Source organism: Micromonospora sp. WMMD975 (assembly GCF_029581215.1).
Taxonomy (GTDB): domain Bacteria; phylum Actinomycetota; class Actinomycetes; order Mycobacteriales; family Micromonosporaceae; genus Micromonospora.
The window spans coordinates 3,884,299-3,898,783 of record NZ_CP120739.1; the positions used below are offsets into that span (position 1 = coordinate 3,884,299).

The 14,485-nt window shown below is 73.7% G+C and carries 14 protein-coding genes; all 14 read right to left on the minus strand.

Annotation, left to right across the window (positions count from 1 at the left end):
- Window position 1: 1 nt before the first annotated feature.
- A complete protein-coding gene (locus O7613_RS16775) occupies window positions 2–310 on the minus strand; it encodes a DUF167 domain-containing protein (protein ID WP_281587463.1) in 309 nt (102 codons plus the stop codon).
- Between the two features lie 2 nt (window positions 311–312).
- Window positions 313–990: a hypothetical protein gene (locus tag O7613_RS16780; RefSeq protein WP_281587462.1), complete on the minus strand. Its 678-nt coding sequence runs from the start codon at window positions 988–990 to the stop codon at window positions 313–315.
- Window positions 991–1,063: 73 nt separating this feature from the next.
- On the minus strand, window positions 1,064–1,870 hold the full coding sequence (locus O7613_RS16785) for a DivIVA domain-containing protein (protein WP_281587461.1): 807 nt from the start codon (window positions 1,868–1,870) through the stop codon (window positions 1,064–1,066).
- Window positions 1,871–1,911: 41 nt separating this feature from the next.
- Window positions 1,912–2,217, minus strand: a complete 306-nt coding sequence (locus O7613_RS16790) for a YggT family protein (protein WP_091059628.1) — start codon at window positions 2,215–2,217, stop codon at window positions 1,912–1,914.
- A 28-nt stretch (window positions 2,218–2,245) separates the two neighbouring features.
- Window positions 2,246–2,950: a cell division protein SepF gene (gene sepF / locus O7613_RS16795; protein WP_281587460.1), complete on the minus strand. Its 705-nt coding sequence runs from the start codon at window positions 2,948–2,950 to the stop codon at window positions 2,246–2,248.
- A gap of 194 nt (window positions 2,951–3,144) precedes the next feature.
- On the minus strand, window positions 3,145–3,891 hold the full coding sequence (locus tag O7613_RS16800; RefSeq protein WP_281587459.1) for a YggS family pyridoxal phosphate-dependent enzyme: 747 nt from the start codon (window positions 3,889–3,891) through the stop codon (window positions 3,145–3,147).
- Between the two features lie 9 nt (window positions 3,892–3,900).
- Window positions 3,901–5,016: a cell division protein FtsZ gene (ftsZ, locus tag O7613_RS16805; RefSeq protein WP_135241281.1), complete on the minus strand. Its 1,116-nt coding sequence runs from the start codon at window positions 5,014–5,016 to the stop codon at window positions 3,901–3,903.
- Window positions 5,017–5,264: 248 nt separating this feature from the next.
- The gene (locus O7613_RS16810) at window positions 5,265–6,083 is read right to left on the minus strand and encodes an FtsQ-type POTRA domain-containing protein (RefSeq protein WP_282289259.1); all 819 of its coding nucleotides are present in this window, start codon (window positions 6,081–6,083) and stop codon (window positions 5,265–5,267) included.
- Complete coding sequence (murC, locus tag O7613_RS16815; protein WP_282289260.1) at window positions 6,080–7,561, minus strand: UDP-N-acetylmuramate--L-alanine ligase; 1,482 nt, start codon at window positions 7,559–7,561, stop codon at window positions 6,080–6,082. Before murC ends, O7613_RS16810 begins: the two co-directional genes overlap by 4 nt.
- A gap of 31 nt (window positions 7,562–7,592) precedes the next feature.
- On the minus strand, window positions 7,593–8,699 hold the full coding sequence (gene murG, locus O7613_RS16820) for an undecaprenyldiphospho-muramoylpentapeptide beta-N-acetylglucosaminyltransferase (RefSeq protein WP_281587456.1): 1,107 nt from the start codon (window positions 8,697–8,699) through the stop codon (window positions 7,593–7,595).
- Entirely contained in the window at window positions 8,699–10,114 is a 1,416-nt protein-coding gene (locus O7613_RS16825; protein ID WP_281590186.1) for a putative peptidoglycan glycosyltransferase FtsW, read from the minus strand. Before O7613_RS16825 ends, murG begins: the two co-directional genes overlap by 1 nt.
- Window positions 10,115–10,345: 231 nt before the next feature.
- A complete protein-coding gene (mraY, locus tag O7613_RS16830) occupies window positions 10,346–11,473 on the minus strand; it encodes a phospho-N-acetylmuramoyl-pentapeptide-transferase (protein WP_281587455.1) in 1,128 nt (375 codons plus the stop codon).
- A complete protein-coding gene (gene murF / locus O7613_RS16835; RefSeq protein ID WP_282289261.1) occupies window positions 11,470–12,876 on the minus strand; it encodes a UDP-N-acetylmuramoyl-tripeptide--D-alanyl-D-alanine ligase in 1,407 nt (468 codons plus the stop codon). Before murF ends, mraY begins: the two co-directional genes overlap by 4 nt.
- Window positions 12,873–14,435, minus strand: a complete 1,563-nt coding sequence (locus O7613_RS16840) for a UDP-N-acetylmuramoyl-L-alanyl-D-glutamate--2,6-diaminopimelate ligase (protein ID WP_281587453.1) — start codon at window positions 14,433–14,435, stop codon at window positions 12,873–12,875. Before O7613_RS16840 ends, murF begins: the two co-directional genes overlap by 4 nt.
- Window positions 14,436–14,485 lie beyond the last annotated feature (50 nt).

Below are 14,485 nucleotides of genomic sequence, written 5' to 3' on the forward strand. Positions count from 1 at the left end.
CTCACCCGGCGCTGCCGTCGCGGAGCCGACGCAGCACCTCGGTCAACCCGTCGGTCGGGCGCTCGACCAGGAAGAGCTTGTCCCGGCTGGCCACACCGGAGCGCAGCGACACCGCCGCCGGCCGGACGCCGAGCGCGTCGGCCAACGCCCGCCGGGCGGCCTCGGTGGCCCGGCCGTCCACCGCCGGGGCGTGCACGGCGACGACCAGGGCGGGACCGTGCGGCCCGTCGAACCGCCCGCCGACCCGGGCACGGGCCGCGCCGGGCTTCACCCGCACCGCGACGGTGAGCGGGGCCTCCGCGTTCGTCATGGTCAGCGCGGCCGGCCGTCGGCGAGCAGGGTGCTGGCGGCGGCGCAGTGGGCGCACGGGGTGAAGCCGAGGCCGATCGCCTCGGTGACCGGCATCGGCTCGTCCAGCCGGCCCACCAGGTGGGGGCAGTCGGTCAGGTGGAAGCGGGGATGCCCGTCGACCACCCGGACCTCGTCGGGCAGTCGCACCAGCCGGGCGACCTGCCCGGCGGAGAGGAACTCGGCCGGCGGATCACCGTCGAACGGACCACCGGGCGCGGGCGAGGTGGGCGCCGGCTCGGCCATCGGAGAGTACGCGCCGCCCAGCGGCGCCTCCGCGTCGTACGGCTCGGCGGCCGGGGAGTACGCGGTGGCCGGCGCGTCGTACGGCTCGGCGGCCGGGGACCCGGGCGGTTGCCGCCATCCGGGTCCACCGGCGCCGACCGTGGACGTGTGGTGCGGGACCGGGCTCACCGGCTCGTCCGGGGACGGGCCGGTGGGTGCGGTCCGGGAGCGCGGCCCGGCCTCCCGGGCCGCCGTGGCCCGGGTCGCGGCCGCCTGGCGGGCGAACGCGACGAAGGCGACGGCGGACAGCAGGCTGGCCGCGATCGAGACGATCAGCAGCGAGCTGGACCCACCGGCCAGCCCGACCACCAGGAGCACGACCGCGACGAGGATGAGCAGGATGCTGGCGGCTATCACGGCTCACCCCCGGCCGCGTCGTGTCGGTCTGGTGCGGTCGGTGGCCGCCGCGGGGACGGCCACCGACGTGGGCTCAGCGGCCGGACTCGAGCGCGCCGCCGCGACCGCCGCCGTAGGAGCCGGCGAGGCCCGCAGTGGCGAGGCCGTTGCTGCCGCCGGCGGCACGGTTGCCCTCGGCGCGGTTCATCTCGACCTCGAGGCCCTGGCCGCGACCGTCGAGGTCACGCAGCTGGCTCTCCAGGTACGCCTTGAGGCGGGTGCGGTACTCCCGCTCGAACTGCTTGAGCTCCTCGATGTGCTTCTGGAGCGCGGTGCGCTTGGCGTCCAGGCCGCCCATGGCCTCCTGGTGCCGCTGGCGGGCGTCCCGCTCCAGGGCGTCGGCCTTGGCCCGCGCCTCGCGGGTGACCTCCTCGGCCTTGGACCGGGCCTCGGAGAGCAGGCTGTCGGCCTCGCGCCGGGCGTCGGAGACGTGGTCGTCGGCGGTGCGCTGGGCCATCATCAGCACCCGCAGCGCCTGCTGCTCGCCGTCACCGGTGACGCCCGCCGGGCCGCCCTGGGTGCGGACCTGCTCGAGCTCGGCCTGCATCGCCCGGGCCGCCTGCTCGGCGGCCGCCTTGTCGCGCTGCACCCGGTCGAGCTGGGCCTTGACGTCGTTGAGCTCCGCCGCGAGCCGGGCGTCGCCGCCAGGGCCGGCGGGCGCGCCACCCCGACCGCCGCGCTCCACCTGGGCGCGCAGCTCGTTGTTCTCCTCGATCAGACGGGCCAGCTCGCGCTCGACCTCGTCCAGGAAGGCGTCGACCTCCTCCTCGTCATACCCCCGCTTGCCGATCGGCGGCTTTTTGAAGGCGACGTTGTGGACGTCGGCCGGGGTCAGCGGCATCGAAACTCCTCGGGTCAGTTGCGGCCGCGAAAGCGCTCTGGTCAGGCAAACGCCACGATCAGACGCTGTAACACGAACTCCATCAGCACGAACAGGATAACCAGGAGCACAAGGGAGGCCAGGTCGATGCTCACGGTACCAATTCGCAGAGGTGGGATCACACGCCTCAACGCTCGCAGGGGCGGATCAGTGACGCTCCACACGACTTCCAGTCCTGCCGATGCGCCTCGCCCCGGCTGCCAGCGGCGGCCGTAGGCCAGGACGGCTCCCAGAACAAACCTCGCCAAAAGGACAAGGAGGAAGAAGTAGAGCAGCAGGTAGAGCACCTGGAACAGGATCGACAACACGGCAGGCGACGTCCCTCGGTCGTGCGGGCTAGCTCAGACTGAAAAAGCCGCCCTCAGCGATCTTGGCCTTGTCCTCCGCGGTGACCTGGACGTTGGCCGGTGAGAGCAGGAACACCCGGTTGGTCACGCGCTCGATCGTACCGCGCAGGCCGAACGCGAGCCCGGCGGCGAAGTCGACAAGTCGGCGGGCGTCCGCCTCGTCCATCTCGGTGAGGTTGATGATCACCGGCACCCCGTCCCGGAAGTGCTCGCCGATGGTCCGGGCCTCCCGGTAGGTGGTCGGGTGCAGCGTGGTGATCTGGTAGCGCTGCTCGTCCTCCGGAACCACCGCCCGCTCACGCGGCGACGCCTGCGGCGCCAGGGCGAGGTTGTCCCGGGTGTGGTAGGCCAGCGCGCCGGACGTCTCGCCGGCGGAGGAGCGGGTGATCGACCGGACGCTGGCCCGCTCGGCCCGCTCCGCGCGCTCCGGACGCTCGGTGTCGGAGCGGTCGGTGTCGACCCCGCGGCTCGTGGCGCGCTCGGCCAGCCGACCCCGGTCGCCCGCGCGGGTCCGGGGCGCCGGCGGCTCCTCCGGCTCCTCGTCGTCCTCGTCGGCGAACTCCTCGGCGTACCGGCTCGACCGGTAGCGCGAGTCACGGTAGCCACCCTTGTCGTAGCCACCGTCCTCGTACGCCCGCTCGTCGTCCTCCTCGACGAGACCGAGCCAGACCCCCGCCTTGCGCAGTGCACCCATCCCCGCGCCCTTCCGTCCGCCATGCGGCACGCGCCCCCGTGCCGTGTCGCCTGATCACGAGTGGACGATCATGCCCACCGGACCGGATCGGCAATCCCCTGACGTGCGGTTCGCGGCCCGCCCGCCACGGCCCCCGGCTACGGGAAACGCCGTCCTGAACAACACTGATGTAATTTGCTTCCGTCGCGGCCAGGCTACCCCAGCGTGGGACGCATGCCGAGCAACGCGCTGCCGACGCGGACATGTGTCGCGCCGTGAGCGATCGCGCTCTCCAGATCGCCGCTCATCCCCGCGGACAGCGCCGTCGCGCCCGGATGGTCGGCCCGCAGCCCCGCCGCCACCTCGGCCAGCCGGGCGAACGCCCGATCCGGCTCCCAGCCGAGCGGGGCCACCGCCATCAGACCGGCCAGCCGCAGCCCACCCGCCCCGGCCACGGCCGCGGCCACCGGCCCGAGCCCCCGTTCCGGCTCGGCCGCGCCCGGCAGCGCCCCGCCCCGGGCCGGGTCACCGTCGATGCTGACCTGCACCAGCACGTCCAACGGCCGGTCCCGGACGCCGGTCACGGCGGCGTCCAGGGCGGCGGCCAGTCGCACGCTGTCGACCGACTGGACCACATCGGCGTACCGGACCACCGAACGGGCCTTGTTGCGTTGCAACTGGCCGATGAAGTGCCAGCGCGGGGCGGCCCCGGCATCGGTCACCGCCGCCGCCTTCGGCGCCGCCTCCTGGTCCCGGTTCTCCCCCACGTCGGTCACCCCGAGCCCGGCCAGCGCGACCACGTCGGCGGCCGGGTAGGTCTTCGTCACCGCGACCAGGGTCACCTCGTCCCGGGACCGGCCGGCCGCCGCGCAGGCGTCCGCGACGCGGGCCCGGACCCGGGTCAGGCCGGCCGCGAGTTCGGCGCGACGCTCGGGTCGCACCGCGATGGGTGAGTCGGTCATCGGCGCGGCTCAGGACCCGTTCTTGAGGAAGTCGGGCACGTCGACGTCGTCGAAGAGCACCCGGCGCGACGGCTGCTGCGGGGCCGGCATGGTGGCCGGCGGGCTCACCGGCGCGTTCGGCTGGGCGGGCGGGTTCTGGTTGCTCTTGCGCGGCGGCTCGACCGCCTTGTAGGCCGGCGTGCCCCCGTCGAAGCCGGCCGCGATCACGGTCACCCGCACCTCGTCACCGAGGGCGTCGTCGATGACCGCGCCGAAGATGATGTTGGCGTCCGGGTGGGCCGCGTCGGTGACCAGCTGCGCCGCGTCGTTGATTTCGAACAGGCCGAGGTCCGAGCCGCCGGCGATGGAGAGCAGCACCCCCCGCGCGCCGTCCATGCTCTGCTCCAGCAGCGGGCTGGAGATGGCCGCCTCGGCCGCCTCGACGGCGCGGTTCTCACCCCGGGCGCTGCCGATGCCCATCAGCGCGCTGCCCGCGCCGCTCATTACGCTCTTCACGTCGGCGAAGTCCAGGTTGATCAGGCCCGGCGTGGTGATCAGGTCGGTGATGCCCTGGACACCGGAGAGGAGCACCTGGTCCGCGGTGCGGAAGGCGTCCATCATGGAGATGTTGCGGTCGCCGAGCGCGAGCAGCCGGTCGTTCGGGATCACGATGAGCGTGTCGCACTGGTTGCGCAGCTCCTCGATGCCCGCCTCGGCCTGCACCTGGCGGCGCTTGCCCTCGAACGAGAACGGCCGGGTGACCACGCCGATGGTGAGCGCACCGAGCTTGCGCGCGATGTTCGCCACCACCGGCGCGCCGCCGGTGCCGGTGCCGCCACCCTCGCCGCAGGTCACGAAGACCATGTCGGCGCCCTTGAGCACCTCCTCGATCTCGTCGCGGTGGTCCTCGGCGGCGTTCTTCCCGACGTCCGGATTCGCGCCGGCGCCCAACCCTCGGGTCAGTTCCCGCCCCACGTCGAGCTTGACGTCGGCGTCGCTCATCAGCAGCGCCTGCGCATCGGTGTTGATCGCGATGAACTCGACGCCCTTGAGCCCAACCTCGATCATCCGGTTGACGGCGTTCACGCCGCCGCCCCCGATGCCGACGACCTTGATGACCGCCAGGTAGTTGTGCGGAGGTGTCATCTCCGGTCCTTTCCCTTCGAGATTGGCATGGGCCGACCCCACACGGCTTGGCCGGACCAGCGGCGGAGCAACTCCGGCGAACCCCTCCGCGACGAGAACCCTAACCCTCTACTAGAGGCTTAGAGTTATGTCAACCACTGATCTCTTCGGGGCAACGTATGCGCCGCCGCGCCAGGAGCCAAGGACCCCTTTCGGCGTGTCGCCGACGGAGCGACCAGCGACACAACGCCCGCCCACTGACCCACCGGTCACTTGAACGTGACCACGTCCGGCGCGCTGACGTCGATCCGGTCGGCGCGGCGCGGCAGCAACGCGGTGGCCACCGAGGACTTGTCCGCGCTGCGGGAGGCGTCGCCCCAGAAGATCTCCCGGCCGTCGCGCAGCCGCACCGTGATCCGGGCCAGCCCCGCCACGTCCACCGTGACCAGCTCGGCCCGCAGCTTCTCGCCGAGCGCGGCGAGCACCGCCAGGCCGGCCCGGGTACCCGGGTCGTCCGGGCCCGGCCGGACCACCCGGACCAGCGGCAAACCGTCGGGGGCCCGGTCCAGGCGCTGGAAGACCACGCCGGCGGCGTCGATCACGGCGAACCGCTCCCCCTGCGGCACCGCCGCCACCGGCACCCGCTCGACCACCCGGATCACAAGCGTCGACGGCCATTCCCGCGCCACCGTGGCCCGCGCCACCGGCGGCAGCGTGCCGATCCGGCGGGCGGTCGCGGCCAGGTCCACCCGCGCCAACGGCGCGTAGTCCGGCACCGCCGCGGCGTCCCGGATCTCCACCGGCGTGACCAGCCGCGCGCCGACCACCCGCACATCGCGGACGCCGAACAGCCCGGTGCCGAGCACCGTCCAGGCGACCAGACCGGCGACCGAGAGCACCGCCGCCGCCACCGCCCAGGGCAGCGCGGCCCGCATCCGCCGCTGCCGGGCCCGGGCCATGAAACGGCGGGTGGACGGCGGCACCGCGTCCGCGCCGGCCCGCACCAGCTGCCAGCGGCGGACCGGACTCCGCCGCCCCGCCCCGCCGTCCTGGCCGCCCGTGCGTCCGCGGGCCGGGCCGGGACTCATCCGGCGGTGGTCGCCGCGCCGTCCGGGTCGACGCCGACGCCCGGGGCCGCGGCGCCGCCGGTCCGGGCCACCAGGGCGTCCAGCAGCTGGTCACCCATCAGCGAGATCGGCGGCGCACCCATGGTCACCACCACGTCGCCGGTACGGGCCCGGCGGGCCACCTCGGCCGGCACGTCGTCCCACGCCTCGACGAAGACCTTCCGATCCGCCGGCAGCGGCACCGCCGCGAGCAGCGCGGCCGACCCCTCGCCGGGGTCGCGCTGCTCGCCGGGGCCGAAGACCTCCAGCAGCACCACCTCGTCGGCGATGCCGAGCGCGGCGGCGATCTCCGCCTGGAGGTCCCGGGTGCGGTAGAGCCGGTAGGGCTGGAAGACCACGATCAGCCGGCCGTCGCCGGCCACCTCGCGCAGCGTCTGGAGCGCAAGCGTCATCGAGGTCGGGTGGTAGGCGTACTCGTCGTAGACGAGCACGCCGTCGGCCACGCCCTTGCGCTCGAAGCGCCGCCGCACGCCGGGAAACGCGCCGAGCGCGGCCTCCGCCGCCGCCACCGGCAGCTCCAGCAGGTACGCCGCGAGCACCGCGGCGGCGCTGTTGAGCGCCATGTGCCGGCCCGGGATCGGCAGCCGGATCTCGCCCAGCGACCGGCCCTCGATCTCGGCCTGGTAACGCACGCCGCGCGCCGAGGACACCACCTCGCTCATCCGCAGGTCGGCGTCGGCGGACTCGCCGTACGTCCAGACCCGACGCCCCTCGGACCGCAGCGTCTCGGCCAGCCGCCGGCCACCGGCGTCGTCGGCGCAGGTGACGACGAAACCGTCCGGATCGGTGAGCCGGGCGAACTCGGCGAAGGCCGCCTCCAGGTTGGCCAGGTCGCCGTAGGTGTTGAGGTGGTCCGCCTCGATGTTCGTGATGATCGACACGTACGGGCGGTAGATGAGGAAGGAGCGGTCGCTCTCGTCCGCCTCCACCACGAAGTGCTCGCCGGTGCCGTGGTGCGCGCCGGAGCCGACCTCGGAGATCTCGCCACCGATCACGAAGGACGGATCGGTGCCGGCCTGCTGGAGCACCATGGTGACCATCGACGTGGTGGACGTCTTGCCGTGCGTGCCGGCCACCGCCACCGTGCGCCGGCCGGTCATCGCGGCGGCGAGCGCCTCGGACCGGTGCAGCACGCGCAGGCCCCGGCGACGCGCCTCGACCATCTCCAGATGGTCCTGCGGGATCGCCGAGGAGTAGACGACGGTGTCCACCCCGTCGAGGTTGGACGCCTCGTGAGCGGGGTGGATCGTCCCGCCCAGCGCCCGCAGGCCGGCAAGCGACGGCCACTCCCGCAACTCGCTGCCGGAGACCGGCAGCCCGCGGGTGAGGAAGAGACGGGCCAGACCGGCCATCCCGACGCCGCCCACCCCGATCAGGTGGATCCGGCCCAGATCCTCCGCGGTCATGGTGCCGGCGGGCGTGAACTGCGCGGTGTTCATGTCAGGTACCTTCCCGTCACGACGGCCCGCATCAGCGGGACACCGCCTCGTAGACGAAGTTCAACAGCGCCACGTCGCCGTCGCGGCGACCGTAGCCGGCCGCGGCGTGGCTCATCGCCCAGAGCCGCTGCGTGTCCCGGATCAGCGGGATCACCGTGTGCTCCACCCAGGCCGGGGTCACCTCGGCGTCGTCGACGAGCAGCCCTCCGCCGGCGTCCACCACGGGCAGCGCGTTGCGCTTCTGCTCCTGGTTGCTGTGCGGATAGGGCACGTAGATCGTGGGCAGGCCGATCGCGGCCACCTCGGCGCAGGTCATCGCGCCGCCCCGGCCCAGCATCAGGTCGGCCGCCGCGTAACCCAGCTCCATCTCGGACAGGTAGGGCAGCGTCACGTACGGCACCGGCAGGTCGGAGGGGACGGAGACCGGCTCGTTGCGGGCGCCGATCACGTGCAGCACCTGCACGCCGTTGCGCGCCAGCTCCTTGGCGGCGCCGGAGACGGCCAGGTTGATCGAGCGGGCGCCCTGCGAGCCGCCGGCCACGAAGAGCACCGGCAGGTCGGGGCGGAGCCCGAAGTGGGCACGCGCGGCGTCCCGCAGGGCGGCCCGGTCCAGCCCGGCGATGCCGCGGCGCAGCGGAACCCCGACCACCCGGGCGTCGCGCAGCGCCTCGGCCTGCACCGGTTGGTGCGGGAAACCCACCGCGACGTTCTTGGTGAACTTCATGCCCATCCGGTTGGCCACACCCGGCGGCACGTTCACCTCGTGGATGACGATCGGCAGGTCGCGCCGCCACGCGGCCAGGTAGCCGGGCACCGAGACGTACCCGCCGAAACCGACCACGACGTCGGCCTGCACCTCGTCGATCACCTTGCCCGCGGCGCGGGCCGCCTTCCACATCCGGTCCGGGGTGCGCACCAGGCTCATGTTCACCGACCGGGGCAGCTGGTAGGCCGGGATCTGCCGCAGGTCGTAGCCGGCCGGCGGGATCAGCTCGTTCTCCAGCCCCTTCGGTGTGCCCAGGCAGGTGATCCGGACGCTCGGGTCGTGTCGGCGCAGGCAGTCGGCGAAGGCGAGCAGCGGGTAGATGTGCCCGCCCGTACCCCCTCCGCAGAGCACCACCGAACGCAGCGGACCCATCAGCGTCTCCTCTCGCTCGCCGAGCCGGCGCGCGCCCGGTCGGACCGGGCGCCGCGGGCCGCGGCCTGATCGTCGCGCCGACGCTGGCGGGACCGGGGCACGGACCCTCGGTCCGCCGGTGGCGGCGCCGGTCGGCGGCGCCGGCCGGGAAGCGGCGGCAACGGGGCCCACACTAGTCGGACCCATCGGGCCGGTGGACGGGCGTTCAGGGCCCGGGCCGCGTCCGGCTCCGCGCGGGCGAAGGAGGCGAGCATGCCGATCGCGGCAAGCGTCACCACCAGGGCGCTGCCGCCGTCGGAGATGAACGGCAGCGGTACGCCGGTCAGCGGCAGCAGCCCGGTGACCCCGCCGATGTTGATGCCGGCCTGCCCGACCAGCCAGGCGGTCACCCCGGCGGCGGCGAGCCGGCGGAACGGATCCTCCACCCGGCGGGCGATCCGCATCCCGGTGTAGGCGAGCACGGCGAACAGCGCCAGGATCACCGCGCAGCCCACCACGCCCAGCTCCTCCGCGATGATGGCGAAGATGAAGTCGTTGTGCGCCTCGGGCAGCCAGTCCCATTTGAACACGCTCTGACCCAGGCCGACGCCGAACCAGCCGCCGTTGCCGATCGCGTACCGGGCCATCATCGGCTGGTAGCAGTTCTCCAGCTTCAGCTCGATGCAGGTCTGCGGATCCGGCGGGTTCAGCCACATGGTGAGCCGGCCCAGCCGGTAGTTGTCGGCGTCCCGGGAGCCGGAGCCGGCGCCGAGCGAGGCGGCGGCGACCAGCAGGCCGATACCGGCCAGGCCGATCGTGGAGAGCACGGCGAAGACCCGGCCCCGGACGCCGGCCGCCCAGAGCAGACCCACCACGAGCGCCACCAGGCACAACATGCTGCCCAGGTCGTTGAAGCCGACGAGCACGAAGAGCAGGCCGACCACCGGGAACAGCGGCGTGGCCAACTCCCGCCACCAGCCCAGCTTGGCGCCCTTGCGGGCGAGCACGTGCGCGCCCCACAGCACCAGCGCGAACTTGGCCACCTCGGCCGGCTGGAGCGAGATCGGGCCGAGGGAGAGCGAGAGGAGTTCGCCCTTCAACGGCCCGATGGACGCCACCCCGAACAGCGATTCCATGGCGACCAGCAGGTTGAGCAGGAGCAGCAGCGCCACCGCCACGCCGAGCGCGGGGCGGCTCACCCCCCGGAACGTACGCGCGGGCAGCCGCTGGCAGGCCCAGAACGCGCCGACGCCGATCACCGCGAACACGGTCTGCTTGGTCAGCGAGGCGGCGGCGTCACCGCCCTCGGCGTAGTCCCGGACGCTCGTCGCCGAGAAGACCATGGTGAGGCCGATCAGCAGCAGCAGGCCGGCGCTGGAGAGCAGCAGGTAGTAGGAGGCCAACGGCCGAGCCAGCAGGCCCCGCAGCGCGGCCAGGCCGCCCGCCGGATCCCAGCGCGCGGCCGGCGGATCGGCCGGTGGCGTCGCCGCGGGCGCACGGCGGACCGGCGGGTCGCTGCTGACCTGGATGTCTCGTCCCTCCCCCACCCGCCCATCATGGCGGCTCGCCCCGCCCGCCCGTGGCGCAACCGCGCGGTCGGCGTGTCGGATCTGAAGGAGGGGCCCCTTTTTAACAGACGTCTGTTAAAAAGGGGCCCCTCCTCACACCTAGCTGACCGCGGCGAGGAACTCGCTGTAGAACAGGCCCAACGCGATGGCCACGCCGATGCCGGCGATGATCCAGAACCGGACCACGATGTTGACCTCGCTCCAGCCGGCCAGCTCGAAGTGGTGCTGGAGCGGCGACATCCGGAACACCCGCTTGCCGGTGGTGCGGAACGAGATGATCTGGATGACCACGGACATCGTGATGATCACGAAGAGGCCGCCCAGGATCGGCAGCAGCAGGATCGTCCGGGTGGACATCGCCATGCCGGCGATCAGGCCACCCAGCCCGAGCGCGCCGGTGTCACCCATGAAGATCCGCGCCGGCGACGTGTTCCACCAGAGGAAACCGACGCACGCGCCGGCCGCCGCGCCGGCGATCAGCGCGATCTCCAGCGGGTCGCGCACCGTGTAGCAGTACGCCTCGGTGTAGTTCGGGTCCGCGCACCAGTGCCGGTACTGCCAGAACGCGATGAGCGCGTACGCGGCGAGCACCATCACCGAGGCGCCGGTGGCCAGGCCGTCCAGCCCGTCGGTGAGGTTGACGCCGTTCGTCGCCGCCATCACCACCATGATGATGACGATCACCGCGCCGATCCTGCCGATCTCCAGCGCCGGGATGTCCCGGATGAAGCTCAGCGTGGTGCTGCCCACCGTCTCGGTGTTGGTCGCGTTGCCGCTGACGTCGGTCATGCTCGACGGGAAGTAGACCGCCACCGCGCCGAACACGGCGCCGACGAGGATCTGCCCGGCCAGCTTGCCCCGCTTGTTGAGACCGCCGCTGTGCCGCTTGCGGACCTTGAGGAAGTCGTCGATGAAGCCGACCGCGCCGGAGAACACCATCAGTCCCAGCAGCACCAGCGCCGTGATGGTCGGCTCGACCTGCGCGATCTGCGCGTCCGGCAGCGTGGTCAGGGCCAGGTGCCCGGCGACGTACGCGATGACCGTGGCCAGGATGAAGACCACGCCGCCCATCGTCGGCGTGCCCTTCTTGCCCTCGTTGCTGGCCAGCCCGAGGTTCGATCGGATCGGCTGGCCGGCCTTCAGCCGGGCGAACACCTTGATCGCGATCGGGGTGCAGAACAGCGAGATCAGGAACGCGACGCCGATGGCGACGATGACCGCCCTCATGCGGCGCCGCCCTCCGCCGCCTCCCGGGCGTCCGCGCGCAGCGCGTCGGCCACTTCCCAGGTCCGATACCGGGAGCCCTTCACCAGCACCACGTCCCCTGGACGCAGCTCGCTCCGCAGCACCTCGACGGCCGCCGCCTGATCGGTGAGCAGCACCGACTCTCCTCCCCAGTTGCCTACCGCTGTCGCGCCCTCGTGGATCGGCGCCGCCGGCTCGCCCACCACGAGCAGCCGGTCCACTCCCAACTCGGCCGCGAGCCGGCCGACCTGCTGGTGTCCCTCCCGTTCGAAGTCGCCCAGCTCGGCCATGTAGCCGAGCACCGCGACGGTACGCCCCTCGCCCCGCATGCTTGCCAACGCGCGCAGCGCCACGCCGGTGGAGGCCGGGTTGGCGTTGTACGAGTCGTCGATCACGACCACCCCGTCGGGGCGTTCGAAGACGTCCATCCGCCGGGTGGAGACCAGACCCAGCTCGCCCAGGGCCGCGGCCAGGTCGGCCAGGGGCAGCCCCAGCTCCCGGGCGACCGCCGCGGCGGCGAGCGAGTTGGACACCTGGTGCCGGCCGGTCAGCCCGAGCCGCACCGGCGCGCTCCCCTCCGGTGTCACCAGGGTGTACGAGGGCCGACCCCGGCCGTCGAGCGTCACGTCCACCGCGCGCACGTCGGCCTGCGCCGACTCGCCGTACCGGACCACGCGGGCGGAGGTCCGGGTGGCCATCGCGTCGACCCGGGGATCGTCGGCGTTCAGCACCGCCAGCCCGTCGTCGGGCAGCGCCTCGACCAGCTCCCCCTTGGCCAGCGCGATGGTCTCCACCGAGCCGAACTCGCCGAGGTGCGCCACCCCGACGTTGAGCACCACCGAGATCCGCGGCGGCACCACGTCGCACAGGTAGCGGACGTGACCGACCCCGCGGGCGCCCTTCTCCATCACCAGGTAGCGCGTCTCCGGGGTGGCCTGCAACGCCGTGTACGGGTGCCCCAACTCGTTGTTGAACGAGCCGGGCGGCGCCACGGTCGGGCCGAGCCGGACCGCCAACTGGGCGATCAGGTCCTTGGTGGTGGTCTTGCCGGAGGAGCCGGTCAACCCGATCACGGTCAGCCCGGGCAGCCGGTCGACCACCGCGCGGGCCAGCCGGCCCATCGCGTCGAGCGCGTCGTCGACGAGCACCATCGGCACGCCCGGCACCTGCCGGGTGCCGAGCACCGCGACCGCGCCGGCCGCCACCGCGCGGGCCGCGTAGTCGTGACCGTCCACCTTCTCGCCGGGGAACGCGACGAAGAGCCCGCCCGGGGTCAGCTTGCGGGAGTCGAACTCCACCGTCGACGTCACCGTGGCGCCCGGGTCGGCGTCGGCCAGCCGCCCACCCACCGCGGCGGCCACCTCGGCCAGCGTCAGCGGGATCACCGCTGACCCACCAGGTCGCCGAAGCGGGCGCGCAGCGCCGCCGCCAGCTCCACCCGGTCGTCGAACGGCAGCACCTCGCCGCCGACCTCCTGGCCGCGTTCCTGGCCCTTGCCCAGCACCGCCACCACGTCACCCGGTTCGGCCACCCGGACCGCCTCCTCGATCGCCGCCCGCCGCCCGGGCACCTCGATGATCCGCGCCGCGGTGGCCGCGGCGTACGCGCCGGCCAGCACCTCGGCCCGGATCGTGGCCGGATCCTCGGTACGCGGGTTGTCGTCGGTCACCAGCACCACGTCGGCGCCCCGGGCTGCCGCGTCGCCCATCACCGGCCGCTTGCCGCGGTCCCGGTCGCCGCCGGCGCCAAGCACGCACACCAGGCGACCGTCGGTCAGGTCGCGCAGCGCGGTCAGCACCGCCTCGATCGCGTTCGCCTTGTGCGCGTAGTCGACCACGCCGCGCACCGGGGCGTCGCCGCTCACCAGTTCCAACCGGCCGGGCACGCCGCCGCAGGCGGCCACGCCGCGCGCCGCGGTCACCGGGTCGACGCCGGCGGCCACGAGCGTGGCGACGGCCAGCAGCGCGTTCGCCACGTTGTGCCGGCCGGGCAGCGCCACGCCGGTGGGCAGCGCCGGCACCTCCGGGCCGTGCAGGGTGAAGCGCTGCGCGTAGCCCTCGCCGTCGACCTGGTCGGCCCACCAGGTGGCGGAGGGGTCACCGGCCGCCGAGTAGGTGACCGTGGCGGGCTTGCGCAGCGGGCGCAGCGCCGGGTCGTCGTGGTTGAGCACCTCGACCCGGCACCTGCCGTCGAAGAGCCGGGCCTTGGCGGCGAAGTAGTCCGCCTCGTCGGCGTGGAAGTCGAGGTGGTCGGAGCCGAAGTTGGTGTAGCCGCCGACGTCGAACCGGACGCCGCCGACCCGGCCCATGACGAGCGCGTGGCTGGACACCTCCATGACCACGGCGTCCACCCCGCGCTCGCGGGCCACCGCGAGCATGGCGTGCAGGTCGGTGGCCTCCGGGGTGGTCCGGACGCTGTCCACCACCAGGTCGCCGAGGCGGGTCTCCACGGTGCCGACCAGGCCGGTGACGTGCCCGGCGGCGCGCAGCCCGGATTCGATCAGGTAGCTGGTGGAGGTCTTGCCGGCGGTGCCGGTCACCCCGATCACGGTCAGCCCGGCGGTGGGGTCCCCGTAGACCGTGGCGGCCACGTCGCCGAGCGCGCCCCGGGCGTCGTCGACGACGAGCACCGGCAGGCCCGCGGCGGCGGCCAGCGGCGCCCCGGCCGGGTCGGTGAGCACGGCCACCGCGCCGGCGCCGGCCGCGGCGGCGGCGAACTCCGCGCCGTGCCGGCGGGCGCCGGGCAGGGCGGCGTACAGGTCGCCGGGGCGGACCTCCTGGCTGGCGTGGGTGACCCCGGTGACGGGCACGTCGGCGGCGGCCTCCGGCGGTGTCACCGACAGGCGGGCGGCGAGGTCGCCGAGCCGGACGGGGAGCACGGTGGCGGGACGTGGATTGCCGGGCACGGCGTCAGACCCTACCCGGTCGTCCGGTTCCGACCGCACAGCCGCCCCGGTGGTTCGTCGCCACTCACCGATGATGTCCCGCCGGGCCC

What these genes read in the sequence shown, in the direction of transcription:
- O7613_RS16775 (WP_281587463.1), bottom strand. Translation starts at nt 310, where the DNA reads ATGACGAACGCGGAGGCCCCGCTCACCGTCGCGGTGCGGGTGAAGCCC.
- O7613_RS16785 (WP_281587461.1), bottom strand. Translation starts at nt 1,870, where the DNA reads ATGCCGCTGACCCCGGCCGACGTCCACAACGTCGCCTTCAAAAAGCCG.
- sepF (WP_281587460.1), bottom strand. Translation starts at nt 2,950, where the DNA reads ATGGGTGCACTGCGCAAGGCGGGGGTCTGGCTCGGTCTCGTCGAGGAG.
- O7613_RS16800 (WP_281587459.1), bottom strand. Translation starts at nt 3,891, where the DNA reads ATGACCGACTCACCCATCGCGGTGCGACCCGAGCGTCGCGCCGAACTC.
- ftsZ (WP_135241281.1), bottom strand. Translation starts at nt 5,016, where the DNA reads ATGACACCTCCGCACAACTACCTGGCGGTCATCAAGGTCGTCGGCATC.
- O7613_RS16810 (WP_282289259.1), bottom strand. Translation starts at nt 6,083, where the DNA reads ATGAGTCCCGGCCCGGCCCGCGGACGCACGGGCGGCCAGGACGGCGGG.
- murC (WP_282289260.1), bottom strand. Translation starts at nt 7,561, where the DNA reads ATGAACACCGCGCAGTTCACGCCCGCCGGCACCATGACCGCGGAGGAT.
- murG (WP_281587456.1), bottom strand. Translation starts at nt 8,699, where the DNA reads ATGGGTCCGCTGCGTTCGGTGGTGCTCTGCGGAGGGGGTACGGGCGGG.
- mraY (WP_281587455.1), bottom strand. Translation starts at nt 11,473, where the DNA reads ATGAGGGCGGTCATCGTCGCCATCGGCGTCGCGTTCCTGATCTCGCTG.